This window comes from Modestobacter sp. SYSU DS0290, from assembly GCF_054050955.1.
This window is the reverse complement of sequence record NZ_JBJHAI010000035.1, coordinates 1-20314: the sequence shown is the minus strand read 5'-3', so window position 1 is coordinate 20314 and position 20314 is coordinate 1. Positions and strand designations below refer to the sequence as shown.

The 20314-nt window shown below is 75.2% G+C and carries 18 protein-coding genes, 1 tRNA gene and 1 pseudogene; 4 read left to right on the top strand and 16 right to left on the bottom strand.

Annotation, left to right across the window (positions count from 1 at the left end):
* Nucleotides 1-371 precede the first annotated feature (371 nt).
* Entirely contained in the window at nucleotides 372-1370 is a 999-nt protein-coding gene (locus tag ACI795_RS18990) for a LacI family DNA-binding transcriptional regulator (protein WP_457077214.1), read from the bottom strand.
* 154 nt (nucleotides 1371-1524) lie between these two features.
* Nucleotides 1525-1620: transfer RNA gene (locus tag ACI795_RS18985), tRNA-OTHER, on the bottom strand.
* A gap of 61 nt (nucleotides 1621-1681) precedes the next feature.
* On the opposite strand from ACI795_RS18985, the gene selD reads away from it, so the two are divergent.
* Genes selD through ACI795_RS18970 form a run of 3 tightly spaced genes read left to right on the top strand, consistent with a single transcriptional unit; the run spans nucleotide 1682 to nucleotide 4333 of the window.
* Nucleotides 1682-2683 (top strand): selenide, water dikinase SelD, encoded by a 1002-nt coding sequence (gene selD / locus ACI795_RS18980; protein ID WP_457077213.1) that lies wholly within the window; start codon nucleotides 1682-1684, stop codon nucleotides 2681-2683.
* Between the two features lie 14 nt (nucleotides 2684-2697).
* Nucleotides 2698-3312 (top strand): GDSL-type esterase/lipase family protein, encoded by a 615-nt coding sequence (locus ACI795_RS18975; RefSeq protein WP_457077212.1) that lies wholly within the window; start codon nucleotides 2698-2700, stop codon nucleotides 3310-3312.
* A 55-nt stretch (nucleotides 3313-3367) separates the two neighbouring features.
* A complete protein-coding gene (locus ACI795_RS18970) occupies nucleotides 3368-4333 on the top strand; it encodes a zinc-binding dehydrogenase (RefSeq protein ID WP_457077210.1) in 966 nt (321 codons plus the stop codon).
* 4 nt (nucleotides 4334-4337) lie between these two features.
* On the opposite strand, the gene ACI795_RS18965 is transcribed toward ACI795_RS18970, so the two are convergent.
* Both ACI795_RS18965 and lepA read right to left on the bottom strand, forming a co-directional pair.
* On the bottom strand, nucleotides 4338-4997 hold the full coding sequence (locus tag ACI795_RS18965; protein ID WP_457077209.1) for an MOSC domain-containing protein: 660 nt from the start codon (nucleotides 4995-4997) through the stop codon (nucleotides 4338-4340).
* On the bottom strand, nucleotides 4994-6838 hold the full coding sequence (lepA, locus tag ACI795_RS18960; protein WP_457077208.1) for a translation elongation factor 4: 1845 nt from the start codon (nucleotides 6836-6838) through the stop codon (nucleotides 4994-4996). Before lepA ends, ACI795_RS18965 begins: the two co-directional genes overlap by 4 nt.
* Before the next feature lie 224 nt (nucleotides 6839-7062).
* On the opposite strand from lepA, the gene rpsT reads away from it, so the two are divergent.
* Entirely contained in the window at nucleotides 7063-7323 is a 261-nt protein-coding gene (gene rpsT, locus ACI795_RS18955) for a 30S ribosomal protein S20 (RefSeq protein WP_457077207.1), read from the top strand.
* A 133-nt stretch (nucleotides 7324-7456) separates the two neighbouring features.
* Here rpsT and holA read toward each other — a convergent pair whose 3' ends face one another.
* The 12 genes and pseudogenes from holA to obgE all read right to left on the bottom strand — a co-directional run bounded on the left by holA (nucleotide 7457) and on the right by obgE (nucleotide 20106).
* Nucleotides 7457-8569, bottom strand: a complete 1113-nt coding sequence (gene holA / locus ACI795_RS18950) for a DNA polymerase III subunit delta (protein ID WP_457077206.1) — start codon at nucleotides 8567-8569, stop codon at nucleotides 7457-7459.
* A gap of 220 nt (nucleotides 8570-8789) precedes the next feature.
* A pseudogene (locus ACI795_RS18945) lies at nucleotides 8790-10310 on the bottom strand (ComEC/Rec2 family competence protein); the annotation flags it as partial.
* Nucleotides 10311-10935: 625 nt separating this feature from the next.
* Nucleotides 10936-11799: a ComEA family DNA-binding protein gene (locus ACI795_RS18940; protein ID WP_457077205.1), complete on the bottom strand. Its 864-nt coding sequence runs from the start codon at nucleotides 11797-11799 to the stop codon at nucleotides 10936-10938.
* Nucleotides 11800-11949: 150 nt separating this feature from the next.
* The gene (locus tag ACI795_RS18935; RefSeq protein WP_457077203.1) at nucleotides 11950-12810 is read right to left on the bottom strand and encodes a DegV family protein; all 861 of its coding nucleotides are present in this window, start codon (nucleotides 12808-12810) and stop codon (nucleotides 11950-11952) included.
* A gap of 64 nt (nucleotides 12811-12874) precedes the next feature.
* Nucleotides 12875-13639: a histidine phosphatase family protein gene (locus ACI795_RS18930; protein ID WP_457077201.1), complete on the bottom strand. Its 765-nt coding sequence runs from the start codon at nucleotides 13637-13639 to the stop codon at nucleotides 12875-12877.
* Nucleotides 13636-14100 (bottom strand): ribosome silencing factor, encoded by a 465-nt coding sequence (gene rsfS / locus ACI795_RS18925; protein ID WP_457077199.1) that lies wholly within the window; start codon nucleotides 14098-14100, stop codon nucleotides 13636-13638. Before rsfS ends, ACI795_RS18930 begins: the two co-directional genes overlap by 4 nt.
* Nucleotides 14097-14816 carry a nicotinate-nucleotide adenylyltransferase gene (nadD, locus tag ACI795_RS18920; protein WP_457077197.1) on the bottom strand — a complete coding sequence of 240 codons (720 nt, stop codon included), beginning with the start codon at nucleotides 14814-14816 and terminating at the stop codon, nucleotides 14097-14099. Before nadD ends, rsfS begins: the two co-directional genes overlap by 4 nt.
* Nucleotides 14817-15049: 233 nt before the next feature.
* Nucleotides 15050-16300, bottom strand: a complete 1251-nt coding sequence (locus ACI795_RS18915) for a glutamate-5-semialdehyde dehydrogenase (RefSeq protein ID WP_457077195.1) — start codon at nucleotides 16298-16300, stop codon at nucleotides 15050-15052.
* A gap of 88 nt (nucleotides 16301-16388) precedes the next feature.
* Nucleotides 16389-17003, bottom strand: coding sequence for a GNAT family N-acetyltransferase (locus ACI795_RS18910; protein ID WP_457077193.1), 615 nt, complete (start codon nucleotides 17001-17003; stop codon nucleotides 16389-16391).
* Between the two features lies 1 nt (nucleotide 17004).
* Nucleotides 17005-17484, bottom strand: a complete 480-nt coding sequence (def, locus tag ACI795_RS18905) for a peptide deformylase (RefSeq protein ID WP_457077191.1) — start codon at nucleotides 17482-17484, stop codon at nucleotides 17005-17007.
* 13 nt (nucleotides 17485-17497) lie between these two features.
* Nucleotides 17498-18619: a glutamate 5-kinase gene (gene proB / locus ACI795_RS18900; RefSeq protein ID WP_457077189.1), complete on the bottom strand. Its 1122-nt coding sequence runs from the start codon at nucleotides 18617-18619 to the stop codon at nucleotides 17498-17500.
* Complete coding sequence (obgE, locus tag ACI795_RS18895) at nucleotides 18616-20106, bottom strand: GTPase ObgE (protein WP_457077187.1); 1491 nt, start codon at nucleotides 20104-20106, stop codon at nucleotides 18616-18618. The genes proB and obgE overlap by 4 nt, the downstream gene beginning before the upstream one ends.
* Between the last annotated feature and the right edge of the window lie 208 nt (nucleotides 20107-20314).

Here is a 20314-nt window from a genome sequence, read left to right as displayed (position 1 = left end):
CGGGGGGGTGTGGGGGGGGGGGGGGGGGGGGGGGGGGGGGGGGGGGGGGGGGGGGGGGGGGGGGGGGGGGGGGGGGGGGGGCGGGGGGGGGCCCGGGGGGGGGGGGGGGGCCCCCGGTACAGCGGTGCGGAGTCGGTGCGAGGTCTCGAGGAGGAGGCCTTCCCGGCCGCCGAGGAGGACGGCCGGCGGGTGCTGACTCCGCGGCGGGTTGTGCGGTGGAGCACTTTTACAACGTTGTGAATGGAGATGGTGCTCACTGCAACGGGGGCTGTCAAGCACGCGCGACCTACTCGTGATGAACGCGTCCCGGGGCCGCACCCTGGTCCTGCCTGCGAGAGCGCTCTCGCACCGGCGAGGCCGGCCTGACCGCGCTAGGTCGACTCTCGCTCGACCAGCGACCAGTCGACCGCCACGTGCTGGACCGGGAGGTCCCGGTCGGCGATCCGCCGGACGAGGGTCTCGACGGCGCGGTCGGCGATGGCGCGCCGGCCCGGGTCGATCGTGGTCAGCGTCGGCTGGGAGTACTGGCCGTCGTCGGTGTTGTCGAAGCCGATGACGGCGACGTCCTCGGGCACCCGCCGCCCCGCGGCGAGCAGCGCGTGCATGGCGCCCAGGGCGAGGGTGTCGTTGAAGGCGAAGACGGCGTCGAACTCCGCACCGGAGTCCAGCAGTTGCTGGGTGGCCTCGGCACCCTGGTGCCGGTGCCACAGCTGGGCGACGCCGAGCAGGCGTTCGTCCAGGGCGACCCCGGCCTCCTCCAGCGCCTCCCGGTACCCCTGCAGGCGCAGGCCGGCGGACCCGACGACCTCGCCGGGGTGGTAGCCCACCACGGCGATCCGCCGGCGACCGCGCTCGATCAGGTACCGGGTGGCGGCCCGCGCCGCCTCGACGTTCTGGATCATCACGTGGTCGACCGACGGGTGGAACAGCCGCTCACCGAGGAGCACCAGCGGAACGCCGATCTCCAGCAGGCCGGCGTCCTCCTCCCCCATCCCCAGCGGGCTGAACAGGAGGCCGTCCACCATCCGCAGCCGGTTGCTGGACAGCAGGTCGACCTCCCGCTGCCGGTCGCGGTTGGTCTGCTCGATGAGCACGACGAGACCGCGCCGCTCGGCGGCGCGGATGACCTCGTCGGCCAGCTCGGCGAAGTACGGCAGGCGGAGCTCGGGCACGGCCAGGCTGATCGCGTCGGAACGGCCGGACCGCAGGTTGCGGGCGGAGAGGTTGGGTTGGTACCCCAGCTCCTCGATGGCGGCCCGCACGCGCTGCCGGGTGCTCGCGCGGACGTGGGGGTAGTCGTTGACCACGTTGGACACGGTCTTGAACGAGACCCCGGCCAGCCGGGCGACGTCGTGCAGGGTGGCGGCCACCGGCACCCCCTCCCCGTCGTGGACCCCCCGGTCCAGCAGCGGACACCCGTCCGGCGCCCCACCGGGAGACTGCCACAGCGGGACCACCGCGGGGCCCGCCGCCGGGCACGCAGCGCCCGCGGAGCCGGCCGGAGGGCCGGCTCCGCGACGAGGCTGGCGGAGACGGACGGGAATCGAACCCGCCTGACCGAGATGCTCGGCCACGTCGGCTTTAGAGGCCGCGGGGGCCACCAGGCACCCTGACGTCTCCACGGGTGAGCCTACGCAGTCACGGCGGGAGCGACCGGCAGCGAGGGCCTAGATTCGGGCCCATGACCGCCACCGCGATCCGGCTGACCCAGTACGCCCACGGCGGCGGGTGCGCCTGCAAGATCCCCCCGGGCGAGCTCGAGGCCGTCGTCGCGGGGCTGACCGCCACCGGCCCGGTCGACCCCGCGGCCGAGCTGGTCGTCGGGCTGGACGACGGCGACGACGCCGCCGTGGTCCGCATCCCGGGAGGCCAGGGACTGGTGCTCACCACCGACTTCTTCACCCCGGTGGTCGACGACGCGTACGACTTCGGCCGGATCGCCGCGGCCAACGCCCTCTCCGACGTCTACGCCATGGGCGGCACCCCGGTCGTGGCGGTCAACCTGCTGGGCTGGCCGCGCGACGTGCTGCCCGCCGAGCTGGCCGCGGAGGTGCTGCGCGGCGGCCTGGAGATCGCCCACCAGGCCGGCTGCCACGTCGGCGGCGGGCACTCCATCGACGACCCGGAGCCCAAGTACGGCATGGCCGTCACCGGGCTGGTCGACGCCGACCGGATCATCACCAACTCCGGCGCGGTGCCCGGGACACCGCTGTCGCTGACCAAGCCGCTGGGCGTCGGGGTGCTCAACAACCGGATGAAGGCCACCGGCCAGGTGTCGGCGGAGGCGCTCGCCTCGATGACCACGCTGAACGCCGAGGCCTCCCGCGCCGCCGTCGCGGCCGGGATCCGCGCCGGCACCGACGTCACCGGCTTCGGCCTGCTCGGCCACCTGTACAAGATGGCCCGGGCCAGCGGGGTGACGGCGGTGGTCGACGCCGCCGCCGTCCCCTACCTGGCCGGGGCGCGCACGGCGCTGGCCGAGGGCTACGTCTCCGGCGGGACCCGGCGCAACCTCGACTGGGTGCGCCCGCACGCCGACCTGTCGGCGGTGGGCGAGGACGAGGCGCTGCTGCTGGCCGACGCGCAGACCTCCGGCGGGCTGCTGCTCGGCGGTGAGGTGCTCGGTGCCCCGGTGATCGGTGAGTTCGTCGAGCAGCAGGAGTTCGCCGTCATCGTCCGCTGACGGGGGCATCGCAGATGACGACGAGCAGCGACGTCCGGGTCTGCTTCCTCGGGGACTCCTTCGTCGCCGGGGTCGGTGACCCCGAGCACCTCGGGTGGGCCGGGCGGCTGGCTGCCGGCAGCTCCGCCGCGGGGCTGGAGCTGACCAGCTACGTCCTGGGCGTGCGCGGGGAGACCAGCCGGCAGGTGCTGGACCGGTGGAGCGCGGAGTGCGCCCCGCGGCTGCCCGCCGGGGTCGACGGCCGGATCGTGGTCTCGTTCGGGGTCAACGACACCACGCTCGGCGACCGTGGCCCGCGGGTCGCCGCACCGGACTCGCTCGCCTCCCTGGGCGCCCTGCTGGACCAGGCAGCCGGCACGCCATGGGCGGCGTTCGTCGTCGGCCCGCCACCGGTCGACGACGACGCGCACAACCGGCGCACCGCCGATCTGGACGAGGGGTTCGGACAGGTCTGCGCCACGGCGGCCGTCCCCTACGTCAGCGTGCTGCCCGCACTGCTGCGCAGTCCGGTCTGGATGGCGCAGGTCGCCGCCGGCGACGGCGCCCACCCCGGTGCGTCCGGTTACGCGGAGCTGGCCGGACTGGTCCGGCCGCACTGGCAGCGCTGGCTCGGCGTCCCCGGGCGTTGAGGCGGCACGGGCATCGGGATCGCCCAGCGACATCGGCTCGGTTACGTTGCCAGACATGCTGGCTGCCTTCGTCTCCACGCCCGCCCCGGACGACCCGCTCTCGGTGCTGGAGGTGGGCGACCGGCCCGAGCCGGAGGTCCCGGAGGGCTGGACGACGGTCACGGTGCGCGCCGCCGCGCTCAACCACCACGACCTGTTCAGCCTGCGCGGCGTGGGGCTGCCGGCCGAGCGGATGCCGATGACCCTGGGCTGCGACGCCGCGGGGCTGGACGAGGACGGCAACGAGGTCGTCGTCCACGCGGTCATCTCCTCGCCCGGCTGGACCGGCGACGAGACGATGGACCCCAAGCGCTCGCTGCTGTCGGAGGTGCATCAGGGCACGCTGGCCGAGCGGGTCGCCGTGCCCCGGCGCAACCTGGTGCGCAAGCCCGCCGAGCTCTCCTTCGCCGAGGCCGCCTGCCTGCCCACCGCCTGGCTGACCGCCTACCGGATGCTCTTCGTCCGCTCCGGGCTGCGGCCGGGGCAGACCGTGCTCGTCCAGGGCGCCAGCGGCGGAGTGGCCACCGCGCTGGTCCGGCTGGGCTCCGCCGCCGGCTACCGGATGTGGGTGACCGGCCGCAGCGAGGAGAAGCGCGCCGCGGCGCTGGCGCTCGGCGCCGACCAGGCGTTCGAGACCGGCGCCCGGCTGCCCGAGCGGGTGGACGGCGTGATGGAGACCGTCGGTGAGGCCACCTGGAGCCACAGCATCAAGTCGCTGAAGCCCGGCGGCGTCGTGGTGACCTGCGGGGCGACCACCGGGTTCAACCCCGGCGCAGAGCTGAACCGGGTGTTCTTCACCCAGCTGTCGGTGATCGGCTCCACGATGGGCACCCGCGAGGAGCTCGACGACCTGATCGAGATGTGCCGGGTCACCGGCGTGCGCCCGGCCATCGACGTCGAGCTGCCGCTGACCGAGGCGCGCGAGGGCTTCGCGCGGATGCTCGAGGGGCGCACGAACGGGAAGATCGTCTTCACCGTCTGACCGGTCAGGCCCGGGTGGCGAGCCGCTTGTCGATCTTGGCGGCCAGGACCGGCCGGTCCTTCTCCGCGAGGAACGGCAGCACCGGTGCCAGCTCGGGCAGCCGGGCCTTCTCGGTCATCACGATCCGGAAGGCCGCCTCCACGGTGATCCCGTGGTCGGGGCGCTCCACCACCTCGACCGCGTCGTCGGCGCCGACGTCACCGGTCTGCAGCACCCGCAGGTAGGCACCTGTCGCGCCGTGCGCGGCGAAGCGCTTCACCAGGTCCGGCACGCCCCAGAACCGTGCGAAGTTGGCGCACGGGGTGCGCCAGGCGGTCACCTGGAACCGCGCGGTCCCGGCCTGCCACTGCTCACCGATCACGGCGTTGCGCAGGTCGAGCCCGGAGGTGCGCAGGTTCTCCCCGAACCGGCCGGGCGGCAGGTCCCGGTCCAGCTCCGCCGCCCACCAGTCGGCGTCGTCCTGGGCGTAGGCGTAGACCGCCTGCCCCTCCCCGCCGTGGTGCTTCTTGTTGACCTGCACGTCGCCGTCCAGGCCGAGCGGGTGGACGGCGACCCGGCCGGGCACCGGGTGCTTGTCGATGCCCGAGCGGTTGGGGCGCTTGTCCGGCAGCGGGAGCAGGTCGGCGCCGGAGACGCAGACCGCGAGCAGCCGGCCGGTGCTCACTTCTTCGTGCTGGTGGGCTCGGCGGTGGAGAGCGCGGCGACGAAGGCCTCCTGGGGGACCTCGACGCGGCCGACCATCTTCATCCGCTTCTTGCCCTCCTTCTGCTTCTCCAGCAGCTTCCGCTTGCGGGTGATGTCACCGCCGTAGCACTTGGCGAGGACGTCCTTGCGGATGGCGCGCACCGTCTCGCGGGCGATGACCCGGGAGCCGACGGCGGCCTGGATCGGCACCTCGAACTGCTGGCGCGGGATGAGCTCACGCAGCTTGCCGGCCATCAGCACGCCGTAGCTGTAGGCCTTGTCGGCGTGCACGATCGCGGAGAAGGCGTCGACGGCCTCGCCCTGCAGCAGGATGTCGACCTTGACCAGCTTCGACTCCTGCTCCCCGGCCTCGGCGTAGTCCAGCGAGGCGTAGCCGCGGGTGCGGGACTTCAGCGCGTCGAAGAAGTCGAAGATGATCTCGCCCAGCGGCAGGGTGTACCGCAGCTCGACCCGGGTCTCGGAGAGGTAGTCCATGCCGGTCAGCGACCCGCGCCGGCTCTGGCACAGCTCCATGATCGCCCCCGTGTAGTCGCTGGGGGCGATGATCGTGGCGTTGACGATCGGCTCGTAGACCTTGTCGATCTTGCCGCTGGGCCAGTCGCTGGGGTTGGTGACGACGACCTCCGAGCGGTCCTCCATCACCACCCGGTAGACGACGTTGGGCGCGGTGGAGATCAGGCTGATCCCGGCCTCGCGCTCCAGCCGCTCGCGGACGATCTCCAGGTGCAGCAGGCCCAGGAAGCCGACCCGGAAGCCGAAGCCCAGGGCCGCGGAGGTCTCCGGCTCGTAGACCAGCGCCGCGTCGTTGAGCAGCAGCTTGTCCAGGGACTCGCGCAGCAGCTGGTACTCGCTGCCGTCGATCGGGTAGAGGCCGGAGTAGACCATCGGCTTCGGGTCGCTGTAGCCACCGATCGGCTCAGCGGCCGGCTTGTGCTGCAGGGTGACGGTGTCACCGACGCGGGACTGGCGGACGTCCTTCACCCCGGTGATGAAGTAGCCGACCTCGCCCACCCCCAGGCCCTCGACGGGCTTCGGTTCGGGCGAGATGACGCCGATCTCCAGCAGCTCGTGGACCGCGCCGGTGGACATCATCTTGATCCGCTCGCGGCCGCTGATCCGGCCGTCGACGACGCGGACGTAGGTGATCACGCCGCGGTAGATGTCGTAGACCGAGTCGAAGATCATCGCGCGGGCCGGGGCGTCGGCGTCCCCGACCGGGGCCGGGATCTTCTCCACGATCGCGTCGAGCAGCTCGGCGACGCCCTCGCCGGTCTTGCCGCTGACCCGCAGCACGTCGCCGGGATCGCAGCCGATGATGCCGGCGATCTCCGCGGCGAACTTCTCCGGCTGCGCCGCAGGAAGGTCGATCTTGTTGAGCACCGGGATGATCGCGAGGTCGTTCTCCAGCGCCAGGTACAGGTTCGCCAGCGTCTGCGCCTCGATCCCCTGCGCGGCGTCGACCAGCAGCACCGCACCTTCACACGCGGCCAGCGACCGGGACACCTCGTAGGTGAAGTCCACGTGGCCGGGGGTGTCGATCATGTCGAGCACGTACTCGTCGCCGGCGGCGGCACCGGTGCGCGGGGTCCACGGCAGGCGCACGTTCTGCGCCTTGATGGTGATGCCGCGTTCGCGCTCGATGTCCATCCGGTCGAGGTACTGGGCGCGCATCTGCCGCGCCTCGATGATCCCGGTCACCTCGAGCATCCGGTCGGCCAGCGTCGACTTGCCGTGGTCGATGTGGGCGATGATGCAGAAGTTCCGGATCCGGGCGGGATCGGTGGCAGCAGGAGTCGTCACAGTGCCGCCATCGTCCCACGTCCACGCTCCGGGTAGAGCGATTGCCCGAGCGGACACCGTCACCCACGACGCCCCGGTCCGGTGGGCCGGGTCCACGGGTGATCGCGGGTTGGGGTCGCTGCGGGCGAGCTGGTACCTTGTGAGGCCGGTCCGCAGTGCGCTGTGCTGCGCCGCGGACGCACTGTCAGAAGTACACCTCCCTGCGAGACATCCGAGGCTCACGCGTGGCGAACATCAAGTCCCAGATCAAGCGGATCAAGACCAACGAGATCGCGCGTCAGCGCAACGTCGCGGTCAAGTCCGCCCTGAAGACGCAGGTGCGGCGCTTCCGCGCGGCCGCCGACGCCGGGGACAAGGAAGCGGCGACGACCGCCCTCCAGATCGCCAGCAAGGCACTGGACAAGGCCGCCAGCAAGGGCATCATCCACAAGAACCAGGCCGCCAACCGCAAGTCGGCGCTGGCCAAGAAGGTCGCTTCGCTCTGAGCCACCGCGGCGGCGCCTGCGCCGCTGGTCGTCGGGCCCCCTCTCCCCTGCGGGAGAGGGGGCCCGACGCGTTGCCGGCGGGAGCCGGTTCAGCGGCCGGCGGGAGCCGGTTCAGCGGCCGGCGGGAGCCGGTTCAGCGGCCGGCGTGCGCCCGACCGCCGGCGGCACGGATGGCCACCATCCGGCGCACCGCCCGCTCCAGCGCGTAGTCGGCGCTCGCGGCCGCGCCCTTGACGTCGGCGTTGAGCTCGGCGGCCACGCCGATCGCCTGCTGGAGCGCGTCGATGCTCCACCCCCGCGCCTGGCTCTGCGCCTTCTTCACCTTCCACGGCGGGAGCTTCAGCTGCCGGGCCAGCTCACCGATGTTGCTGGTGTTCAGCGACGCGACGCGGGCCGCGGTGCGCACCCCGTCGGCGAGGGCGTCGGCGATGAGCACGTGCGCCACCCCCCGGTCCAGCGCCCACCGCAGCATCTCCACCGAGCCGGCGGTGTCCCCGACCAGCACCCGCTCGGCGACGGTGAACCCGGTGACCTCCGCCTGGCCCCGGTGGAAGCGGGCGACGTCGTCGGCGTCGACGTTGCCGCCGAAGTCCGACACCAGCTGGCTGGCCGCGGCCGACAGCTGCCGCAGGTCATTGCCGACCGCGTCGAGCAGAGCGGTGACCGCGTCGGGGGTGATCCGGCCACCGGCGTGGCGGACCTCGTTGCGCACGAAGGCGACCCGCTCCCCCGCCGAGCTGATCTTCGGGCACTCGTCGACCGCCGCCCCGGCGGCCTTGTAGGCCTTCAGCAGGGCCTCGTTGCGCTTCCCGCCACCGTGCACGAGCACCAGGGTCAGCTCGGGGTCGGGGTCCTTGAGGTAGCCGGTGAGACTGTCGGCGAGTGCGGCCGCCGCCTCGTGCACGCCGAGGACCACGACCAGCCGGTGCCCGCCGAACAGCGACGGGGACAGCACGTCGGTCAGGTGCCCGAGCGGCAGGCCGCCGGCGACCAGCTCGTGCTCCTCGACGTCGGGGTGCCGGTCGCGGACCGCCGTGCGCACGGCGGAGACGGCGCGGGCCCGCAGCAGCTCCTCCTCCCCGACCACGAGCCGCAGCCGGGACGTCGGAGCAGGGGGTGCGGCAGCCACGGGGCCATGCTGCCACGCACCTCCGACACCGCCGGGCTGCCGTCCACCGGCGTGGACCGGTCGCCCCCGGCAGCGGATCGGGCGCCGCCGGTGCGCCGGCCCCGCGCAGCACCGCATCCGGCCCGCGCACCGCGACGCCCCACTCCCCCGCCCGGCCGACGACCGCGACGTCGCCGTCCCGGTCGGTGCGGTGCACCCGCATCCGGGCGTCGGCCAGGGCGGTGAGCAACCGCGCCGCGGGGTGCCCGTAGGTGTTGCCGGCGCCGACGGAGATCAGCGCCACCCGGGCCCGGCTCGCGGCCACGAAGGCCGGGTCGACGTCACCGCTGCCGTGGTGCGGCACCTTGAGCACGTCGGCGGTCAGGTCGACCCCGGACCTGCGCAGCCGGGCTTCGGCCTCCTCGCCGACGTCGCCGGTGAGCAGCACCCGCAGTCCCCGGTGCTCCGCGCGCAGGACCAGGGAGAGGTGGTTGGCGTCGGCGCCCGGGGTGGCCTCGGCCGGATCGGGGGCCAGCGCGTCGAAGACCGCCCCGCCCGACGTCCGCCGCTCACCGGGCCGCAGCTCGACGTGCCGCCCGCCCACCTCCCCCAGCAGCGCGAGGACCGCGGGCAGCCGGTCCTCGTCCGGAGCCAGCGTCCCGGTGACCACCTCACCCACCTCGCGGCCGGTGAGCGCCCCGGGCAGGCCGGCGACGTGGTCGGCGTCCAGGTGCGAGAGCAGCACCAGCGGCAGCCGGTCGATGCCGAGCCGGTCCAGGCACCCGTCGACCAGGGCGGCATCGGGCCCCGCGTCGACCAGGACGCCCTCCCCCGGCGCCGTCGGGAACACGAGCGCATCGCCCTGCCCGACGTCGCAGGCGACCACCACCGTGTCCGGCAGCGGCCAGCCCCGCCCGGCCTGCCGGAGCGGCCAGCCCACGAGCACCACCCCCAGCAGCGCGGCGAGGGCGAGGGCCCGCAGCCGCGGCCACCGGACGAGCGCCCAGCAGGTCCCCCCGAGCACCAGCGCCAGCGTGAGCGCGCCGGTCCGCCCGGCCGGCCAGGGGGTGGTGCCGTCGGGGACGGCGGCTGCGGTCCGGGCGACCAGGACCAGCCAGCGCACCGGCCACCCGGCCAGCCAGACCAGCGCGTCGGCCCCTGCCCCGGTCACCGGGGAGACCAGGGCGGCCAGCAGCCCGAGCACGGTCGCCGGCGCGACCACCGGAGCGGCGAGGAGGTTGGCCGGCAGCGACACCAGGCTCACCGCCCCCGACAGCGCCGCGACCAGCGGGGCGGTCGCCACCCCGGCCGCTGCGCTCACCGCCACCGCGTCGGCCACCGGCCGGGGCACCCGGTGCGCCCGCAACCGGCGGGACCAGCCGGGCGCCAGCAACACGATCGCGGCGGTCGCGGTGACCGACAGGCCGAACCCGGGGTCACGGGCCAGCCCGGGGTCGACCAGCAGCAGCACGACCACGCTCGCCGCGAGGGCCGGGACGGCGACGCGGCTGCGCCCCGAGGCGAGGGCGAGCAGCGCCACCGCACCCATCGCCGCGGCCCGCAGCACGCTCGGCTCCGGCCGGGCGAGCACCACGAACCCGGTGATCGCCAGGGCGCCGACGAGCGCCTGCAGCCGCCGGTCGCTGCCGCGGGCCCGGAGCGGGGCGAGCACCAGCCCCACCGCGATCGCCACGTTCGCCCCGGAGACCGCCAGCAGGTGGGCGAGCCCGGACCGGCGGAACTCCGCGACGAGCACCGGGTCGAGGCCGGAGGTGTCGCCGACGACCAGCCCCGGCAGCAGCCCGGCGGCGGGGTCGGGCAGCGTGCGGTCCGCCGCCGCGGACAGCCCCGAGCGCAGCGACCCCGCCGCCGACTGCACGACTCCCACCCCACCCACCGGCCGGGGCGGGGAGCGCGCCGACAGGACCGCCACGACGTCGTCGGTCGGCCCGGCCGGGCGGAGTGCAGCCCGCACCGCCACCGCCTGGCCGGGAAGCAGGCCCCGCCACTCCTCGGCGGGGCCGAACAGCAGCACCCGGTCCCCGTCGGCCGGGCGGCCGTCGACCTCGCTGACCCGGCCGGTCACCAGCACCCGCTCGGGGCCGCCGGCCAGCGGCCGGGGGTCGGTGCTCAGCCGGAGGACCACCGGGAGGACGGCACCGTGCACGGCCGGCCCGACCAGGGGCGAGTCGGCCCGGGTCAGCCCCCGGGTACCCGCCAGGGCGCCGGTCACGGTCACCGCGGCCAGGCACCCGGCCACCACCAGTGCGGCGCCGGCACGAGGGACGCGGTGCCGGGCGAGCAGGACCGCCGCGCCCGCGCCGGCGCCGCCCGCCGCGGTGAGGAGCAGCCCCGGGGCGAGGTGCGGCGCGGCGAGCGTCAGCAGCCAGACCGTGGCCGCCGCGGGCACCAGCCGCAGGTCCAGCCAGCGCCAGCGGCCGGCCGCCCGCGCCCGGCGCACCGGCACCCCACGTCGCTCGCTGGTGCGGCGTCCGGATGGCACGTCAGACCGTCACCCGGTCGACGAGATCGGCGAAGATCGCCGGTCCGATGCCGCTGACGTCGTCCAGCTGCTCGACGTTGGTGAAGGGGCCGTGGGTGCCGCGGTGGTCCACGATCCGCTGGGCGAGCACCGGGCCGATGCCCGGCAGCGCGTCCAGCTCGGCCACCGTCGCCCGGTTCAGGTCCAGGAGCCCTCCGGCCGGTCCGCCACCGCGTGCCTCCGCCGGAGCCGCCACCGCACCCGGCAGCCCCACGGCCAGCTGCTCGCCGTCGACGAGCACCGCAGCCGCGTTGACCGACGCCGGGTCGGCCTCCGGGAGCAGTCCGCCCGCAGCGGCCAGGGCGTCCGCGACCCGGGAGCCCGCCGGCAGGGTCACCAGCCCGGGTGTGGCCACCTGACCGATCACGGAGACGACCACCGGCGCGTCGGTGGATGGATCCGTGTTCCCGGGCGCCACTGCAGGGGTGGCCACGGGCTGGTCGTCGGGCGCCGTCGAGCTGGACCCGGCGGGCACCTGCTCCACCACCGGCCGGTCGGCCCACGTCCAGCCGACCACCACCGCGGCGGCGAGGACGGCGACCGCCCACAGCGTCCAGGCACCCGGACGCCCGGGACTCACCCGCGCGGCCGGGCCCGGCGCCCGGTGCCGTCCCAGCCCGGCGGGCAGCCCCGGCTCGTCCACCGGCCCGTCCGCCGGCCCGTCGAGCGGTGTCGTCAGCACGTCGTCCGGCTCCCGGTCGTCGGAGCCCGCCGGCCGGTCGTCGTCCTCGTCGGGCACCCAGCCGCTGTGCTGCCCCTCCGCCAGCAGCGCCCGCAACCGGGCACGGATGACGTCGTCGTCGCTGCGACGGGGCGAGGAGCGCACGCCGCGGACGTTAGGGACACCGCGCCGCCCCGGGCACCGCCTCCGGTCAGGCTGTGGACGGACGCCCCGGCTGTGGACGGCCGTGAGCGCCCTGCCCCGACGTGACGCGACCGTGGGCCGGTGCTGTCTGCCCGCGGACCCCGGCTCCGCTCACTCCTCGCCGTGCACCGTCGGGTCGACGACCACCCCGACCGCGCCCGGCCCGACGTGGGCGCCGACCGCGGCCCCGAGCTCGCTGACGTGCAGCTCCCGGAGCCCTGGCAGCCGGGCGCGCAACTGCTCGGCGAGCCGGTCCGCCCGCTCGGGGGCGGCGAGGTGGTGCACGGCAGCGGAGACCGGGCGGTCCCCGGCGGCCTCGGCGGCGCGCTGCACCAGCCGGCTGATCGCGCGGGCGGACGTGCGCACCTTCTCCAGCGGGACGACCCGGCCCTCGGTCACGTGCAGCACCGGCTTCACCGCCAGCGCCGTGCCCAGCCACGCGGCCGCCGACCCGATCCGGCCGCCGCGGCGCAGGTGCTCGAGGGTGTCGACGACGAAGAAGGTGCGACTGGCCGCCGCGGTCTCCCGGGCCGCATCCGCGACCTGCTCCGCGCTGCCACCGGCCGCCGCCGCCCGCGCAGCGGCGAGCACCGCGAACCCGGTCCCCATGGCAGCGGAGCGGGAGTCCAGCACCGTGACCAGGTGCTCGCCCACCTGCCCGGCCGCCACGCGGGCGGCGTCCCAGGTGCCGGAGAGCTCGCCGGACAGGTGCACCGAGACGACCCGCTCGGCGCCCCCGGCGAGCAGCCGGCGATAGGTGGCCACGAAGTCACCGGGGGTCGGGCGGGAGGTCGTGACGTGCCCGCCGCGGACGGCGAGCGCGCGGGCCACCTCGGCGCTGGTGACGTCGCTGCCCTCGCGGCCGGACCGGCCGGCGAGCACCACGTACAGCGGCACGACCTCGATGCCCAGCTCGGCGACGACCTCCGCCGGCAGGTAGGCCGTGGAGTCGGTGACCACGGCGACGGACATGCGCGGAGGCTAACCGGCGCCGCGCCGGGCGTGCCCACCCACAGGTCGCGCGAGCGCGGACGGCTCAACCGCCGGCGTCGGCGTCCTGCGTCGGCGCCCCCTCCTCGGGGGTCGCACCGGCGGCCGGCACCGGGGCGTCGGGCACGTCCGACCCGGACCTCCCGCGGTCCCGGTGGACGCCCGGTCCGCCCTCGACCGGAACCGGCGTGGGCACCGCGGAGTTGTGCCGCATCAGCCGCCAGCCCGACGCCTGGAACGACAGCTCGCTCCAGTGACAGTTGCCCAGCGGCCCGAAGATCCGCCGGTGCTCCGGGCCGAGGTCCAGCAGCGCCTCGAGCAGCCGCCCGGCGGTGCCCCCGTGGGTCACCAGCACCGCCGTCTCCGCCGGGGGCAGGCCGGCCACCGCCGCCAGCGCCCGGGCAGCGACGTCGGCCTGCAGCTCGCCGCCGCGGTCGGGCACCGGACGTCCGGCGACCCACTCGGCGTACTGCTCGGGCAGCTGCTCGGCGACCTCCGCGCGGGTCAGCCCCTCCCAACTGCCCAGGCCGTGCTCACGCAGCCGGGCGTCGACCTGCACGGGCAGGCCCAGCAGCGGCGCGAGCGCCTGCGCGGTGTCCCGCGCGCGCTGCAGGTCGCTGGAGACCAGCACGGTGGTGGCCGGGTCCAGGCCAGCCGCCAGCACCGGTGCGGTGCGCGCGGCCTGGGCCCGGCCCTCGGCGTCCAGCGGCGGGTCGAGCTGCCCCTGGAAGCGCCCGCTGGCGTTCCACGCGGTGCGGCCGTGCCGCCAGACCAGCAGCCGGCGGACCGGCGGGGTGCCGGCAGCGCTCACCGGTCGGTCGCGTCCGACCCGGCGTCCTCGGGCGACTTGTCGGCGGTCTCGGGGGCCGCCTCGACGTCGGGCGCAGCCGGCGCCTGGTCGGCGGGCGGTGCGGACCGGTCGACGAAGGGGATCACCGGGCAGTCCTTCCACAGCCGCTCGAGGGCGTAGTAGGCGCGCTCCTCGGCGTGCTGGACGTGGACGACCACGTCGACGAAGTCGAGCAGCACCCAGCGGGACTCCGCGACGCCCTCACGACGGACGGGCTTCACCCCGTGGTCGCGCAGCCGCTCCTCGACCGCGTCGACGATGGACTGCACCTGGCGCTCGTTGGGGGCCGCCGCCAGGACGAAGGCGTCGGTGATGGCGAGCCGGTCGCTGACATCGACGATCGAGACGTCGGTGGCGAGCTTGTCCGCGGCGGCCTGCGCGGCGATCAGCGCGGTCTCTCGGGCCTCGGCCGAGGCGGTCATCGGGGCATCTCCTGCAGATCGGGGGACGAGGTGTCCCCGGGGGCTGGGTCGTCGGGCAGTGTCGGTTCGGCGGGCTCGGGCGCGTACCGGCCCGCGGCGGGGCGCCCGACGGCGGGGCGTCCGGCGCGCTCGGCGCGGTAGAGGCCGCGCTTCTCGATGTACTGGACCACGCCGTCGGGCACCAGGTACCAGACCGGCCGGCCGCGCCGGACCCGCTCGCGGCAGTCGGTGGAGCTGATCGCCAGCGCGGGCACCTCGACGAGGCTCACCGCACCCGCCGGCAGGTCGGCGTCACCGAGCTGGTAACCCGGCCGGGTCACGCCGACGAAGTGCGCCAGGTCGAACAGCTTGTCGGTGTCGCGCCAGCCGACGATCTGGGCCAGCGCGTCAGCGCCGGTGATGAAGAACAGCTCGCTGTCCGGGTGCTCGCGGTGCAGGTCGTGCAGGGTGTCGATGGTGTACGTCGGTCCGCCGCGGTCGACGTCGACCCGGCTGACCGAGAAGCGCGGGTTGGAAGCGGTGGCGATCACCGTCATGAGGTAGCGGTCCTCGGCGGGGCTGACCCCGCGCTCGGACTTCTGCCAGGGCTGGCCGGTCGGGACGAAGACGACCTCGTCGAGCCCGAACAGCTCGGCCACCTCACTGGCGGCCACCAGGTGCCCGTGGTGGATGGGGTCGAACGTGCCACCCATCACCCCGAGTCGACGCGCTGCCACCGACCGAGCCTAGCCCGGCACCCCCGGATCCGGTCGGCCGACCACCGGAACCCGGTGGCGCGACGGCCGGGGGCGGACGGCCGCCGTCGCGGACCCGGGGACCGGCGCCCCCGTGCCGCCGGTCCCCTATGGGGACGTCCCGGGTACCCGCGGCAGCCGCCCGCCGCTGCACACCCTGACACATGTGGACGGTGTTGTCTCGCTTGCCGCGGCCCCAGGCGGTGCCGGGGAGGTCAGCGGACGTGGCCGCTGCCGGTCACCACGTAGGTGGTCGACGTCAGCTCCGGCAGGCCCAGCGGACCGCGGGCGTGCAGCTTCTGGGTGGAGATGCCGATCTCGGCACCGAACCCGAACTCACCCCCGTCGGTGAACCGGGTCGAGGCGTTGACCAGCACCGCGGCGGCGTCCACCCCGGCGGTGAAGGTGGCGATCGCCGAGGCGGAGTCGGCGACGATCGCCTCGGAGTGCCCGCTCCCCCACTGCGCGATGTGGTCCAGGGCCTGGGGCAGGTCGTCGACCACCCGGACCGCCATGTCCAGCGACAGGTACTCGGTGGCCCAGTCCTCGTCGGTGGCCGGCACGACGGCGTCGTGCGCCTGCTGCGCGGTGTCGTCACCGTGCAGCGTCACGCCGGCCTCGGCCAGCGCAGCGAGCAGCCGCGGCAGGAAGGCGACGTCGCGGTGCACCAGCAGCGTCTCCGCGGAGTTGCACACGCTGACCCGGGACGTCTTGGCGTTCAGCACGATCGCCTCCGCCGTCGCCGGGTCGGCCGAGGCGTCGACGTAGACGTGGCAGTTGCCGACGCCGGTCTCGATGACCGGCACGACGGCCTCCCGCACCACCCGCTGGATCAGCGACGCACCGCCGCGGGGGATGACGACGTCGACCAGCCCGCGGGCGGCCAGCAGCTCGCCCACCGAGGCCCGGTCGGCCGGCAGCAGGGCGATCGAACCGGCGGGCAGGCCGGCCTTCTCGGCGGCCTCGGTGAGCACGGCCACCAGCGCGGTGTTGGTGCGGTGCGCCGACGCCGACCCGCGCAGCAGCGCCGCGTTGCCGCTCTTCAGGCAGAGCCCCGCGGCGTCGACGGTCACGTTGGGCCGGGCCTCGTAGACGATGCCCACCACCCCGAGCGGCACCCGTACCTGACGCAGCTGCAGCCCGTTGGCCAGCGTGGAGCCGCGGACGACGTCGCCCACCGGGTCGGGCAGCGCGATCAGCTGACGCAGCGCGTCGGCGACCGCCGTCACGCGTGGGAGGTCGAGCCGCAGCCGGTCCAGCACCGAGGCCGGGGTGCCGTCCGCGGCAGCCGCCTCGACGTCGGCGGCGTTGGCGGCGAGCACCTCGTCGGCGCGCTCGACCAGGGCCTCGGCCATGGCGGCAAGCGCGGCGTCCTTGGTCTCGGTGGGCAGGGTGCGCAGCACGCGGGCGGCCTCGCGGGCACGCGCCGCGGCGGCGCCGATCAGCGGGAAGTCGGCGGCGGACACGTGACGAGGTTACGCGGCGCCACCGGCGTCCGAGCTCACCTCACGTGCTCCTGGCTCACGGTGCACGGTGAGCTAGGAGCACGCACGATCAGCTCTCCTGATCCCGGGCGGCGTGCCGGGCGAGGCGGGAGCGCAGGTTGCTGCGCACCGCCGGCCACTCGCCGTCGGTGATGGAGAAGACCACCGTGTCCCGCAACGACCCGTCGGGCTGGCGGCGGTGGTTGCGCAGCACGCCGTCCTGCTTGGCTCCGAGCGCGGCGATCGCCGTCCGGGACTGCCGGTTGTGCCAGTGGGTGCGGAACTCCACGGCCACGCAGCCGAGCACCTCGAACGCATACTGCAGGAGCAGCAGCTTGCTCTCGGTGTTCACCCCGGAGCGCTGAGCCGACGCCCGGGTCCAGGTGAAGCCGATCTCCAGCCGGGGGGTGGCCCGGTCGACGTTGCAGTACGTCGTGACACCGAGCGCGTCCCCGGTGCCCCGGCGGCGCACGACGAAGGGCAGCATCGTGCCCGCCTGCTGGGCGGCGAGCTTGGCCGCGACGTCGTCGGCCATCGTCTCGGGGCTGGGCACCGAGGTGTACCAGAGCTCCCACAGCCGCCCGTCGGCCGCCGCGACCGCCAGGTCCGGGGTGTCGGCCAGGGACAGCGGCGCCAGCGTCACCGTGGCGCCGGTCAGCGTCACCGGCTCCCAAGCGGCGCTCACCTCAGGCCCGCAGTGCGCGCATGGCCCGCTTGCGGGCCTCACCGGTCAGCCGGTCGACGAACAGCTTCCCGTCCAGGTGGTCGACCTCGTGCTGCAGGCACCGCGCCATCAGGCCGCTGCCCGCCAGCCGCAGCGGCTCCCCGTGCACGTCGAACCCCTCGGCGACGCAGTGCATCGACCGCACGGTGGGTGCGTAGAGCCCGGGGATGGACAGGCAGCCCTCGTCGTCGTCCTGCGTCTCCTCCGACCGCTCGGTGATCACCGGGTTCACCAGGTGCCCGATCACGCCGTCGACGTTGTAGGAGAAGACCCGCAGGCCGACCCCGATCTGGGTTGCGGCGACACCGGCGCGGCCGGGGTGGTCGACGGTCTCCTCCAGGTCGCGGACGAGCGCGGCCAGGTCCTTGTCGAAGACGCGGATCGGGTCGGCCGGGGTGCGCAGCACCGGGTCGCCGATCTCGCGGATGGGTCGGACGGTCACGACGGGCAGTCTCTCAGGCCGGGGACGGGCGCCCGACGAGCACCATCTCGTCGCGGTGCACGACCTCGCGGCGGTGCTCCGGGTCGAGGTCGCCGGTCTTGCGGCCCAGCAGGTCGGGCAGCTCGCGGGCGTCGTAGGCCACCAGGCCCCGGGCGACGACGACGCCGTCCGGGCCGACGAGCTCGACCGGGTCGTCGGCGAGGAACTCCCCGGTCACCCCGGTGATGCCGGCCGCCAGCAACGAGGCGTGCCGCTCCCGGACGGCGCGCACCGCGCCCTCGTCGAGCAGCAGCCGCCCGCGCGGGCGGCTCGCGTACCGCAGCCAGAACTGCCGGGCCGAGGGACGCCGGCCGCTGGGCGCGAACAGGGTGCCCACCCGCTCCCCCGCCAGCGCCGCGGCCGCCTGCGGCGTGGAGGTGACGACGACGGGCACGCCGGCGCCGGAGGCGATGAACGCCGCCTCGACCTTGGTGGCCATGCCGCCGGTGCCGACGCCGTTGCGGCTGGCCGACCCGAGCGTGACCGCGGCCAGGTCCTCCCGGCCGTGGACGGTGTCGACCAGCTGGGCCGGGCCGGTCCGCGGGTCGCCGTCGTAGACGCCGTCGACGTCGGAGAGCAGCACCAGCGCGTCCGCGACCGCCAGGTGCGCCACCAGCGCGGCGAGCCGGTCGTTGTCGCCGAACCGGATCTCCTCGGTGGCGACGGTGTCGTTCTCGTTGACCACCGGCAGGACCCCGAGGGCGAGCAGCCGTTCGACGGTCTGCCGGGCGTTGCGGTAGTGGCTGCGCCGGGTGAGGTCGTCGGCGGTGAGCAGCACCTGCCCGACCGTCACCCCGTGCGCGGCGAACGCATCGGCGTAGGTCTGCACCAGGCGCAGCTGCCCGACGCTGGCCGCGGCCTGGGCGGTGGCCAGGTCACGGGGACGGCTGTCCAGCCCGAGCGGGGCCAGGCCCGCCGCGATCGCTCCGGAGGAGACGAGCACGACCTCCCGGCCGGCCGCGCGGAGCGCACCGAGCACGTCGACCAGCGCACGCAGCCGGTCCTCGTCGAGCCCGCCGGGCAGCGTGGTCAGCGACGAGGACCCGACCTTCACGACCACCCGCTGCGCGCCGGCGATCTCCGCCCGCACGCTCACCGCTCCCGGTCGCCCTCGAGGAGCTCCTGGTCGAAGGAGCCGTCGGCGTCGGCCAGCTCGTAGGGCAGCCGCCGGGCCTTCTTGGCCGCCAGCCGCTCGTCGGCCGACAGCCGGGTGTTGGTCTCCAGCCGGGTGTCGGTGCCGCGGCCGCCGAGCCCGGCGGTCTCCTCGATGCTGAGCGTGCCGGCCGGCAGGGTCGGCTCCCAGTCGAAGGTGACGTCGCCGACGGTGACGGCGTCGCCGGGGACGGCGCCGACCTTGGCCAGCTCCTCCTCCACGCCCAGCCGGTTGAGCCGGTCGGCGAGGTACCCGACGGCCTCGTCGTTGCTGAAGTCGGTCTGCCGGACCCACCGCTCGGGGCGGACGCCGCGGACCAGCCAGCCGTCGGTGCGCGGGTCGGGCTCGACGGTGAACCCGCCGTCGTCGACCGCGCGCGGGGTGAGGGTGATCGGCGCCGGCGGCAGCTCGGGCAGCGAGGCCCGGTGCTCCTCGACGGCGGCGGCCAGCGCGAAGCCGAGCTCGGCCAGGCCCTCGCCGGTGGCCGCGCTGATCGGGAAGACCGTCAGCCCGCGCTCCTCGAGCGAGGTGCGGACCAGGTCGACGAGCTCCCGCGCGTCCGGGACGTCGATCTTGTTGAGCACGGCGATCCGCAGCCGGCCCACCAGGTCCAGCTCCTCCCCGCCGTACTCGCGCAGCTCGTGCTCGAGCGCCTCGATGTCGGTCTCCGGCTCGCGCCCGGGCTCCATCGTGGCCATGTCGATGACGTGCACCAGCACCGCGCAGCGCTCGACGTGCCGGAGGAACTCCAGGCCCAGGCCCTTGCCGACCGAGGCACCCGGGATGAGCCCGGGGACGTCGGCCATCGTGTAGGTCGTGTCGCCGGAGCGAACCACGCCCAGCTGCGGGACGAGCGTGGTGAACGGGTAGTCGGCGATCTTCGGCCGTGCGGCGGACATCGCGGCCACCAGCGAGGACTTGCCCGCCGAGGGGTAACCCACCAGGCCGACGTCGGCGATGCTCTTGAGCTCCAGAACGGCGTCCACGGCCTCGCCCGGCTCACCGAGGAGGGCGAAGCCGGGGGCCTTGCGGCGCGCGTTGGCCAGCGCGGCGTTGCCGAGCCCGCCCTTGCCACCGCGGGCCAGCACGAAGCGGGCACCGGCGCCGACCAGGTCGGCCACGACCTCCCCGCCGACGGTCACCACGGTGCCGGACGGCACGCGGAGCACCAGGTCCTCGCCGCGTCCACCGTTGCGGTAGTTGCCGGCGGCCTGCTTGCCGTTGCCGGCCTTCTGGTGCGGGTGGTGGTGGAAGTCCAGCAGGGTGTGCACGCTCGGGTCGACCTCGACGACGACGTCGCCGCCGTCGCCACCGTTCCCCCCGTCGGGCCCACCCAGGGGCTTGAACTTCTCGCGGTGCACGGAGCTGACCCCGTTGGCACCCTTGCCCGCGGCCACGTGGACCGTCACGCGGTCGACGAAAGCGGCCATGATCGCCGCCTCTCTGCCTGAAGGACCCCGTGCCACTCAGCCCTCGTGCCTCGGGCCGAGCCTCCGAACGGGGCCGATGTGGGAACGGGGGGGGGGGGGGGGGGGGGGGGGGGGGGGCCGGGGGGGGGGGGGGGGGGGGGGGGGGGGGGGGGGGGGGCGGGGGGGGGGGGCGGGGCGGGCGGGGGGCGCGCGGTTCTGATCCGGCTGT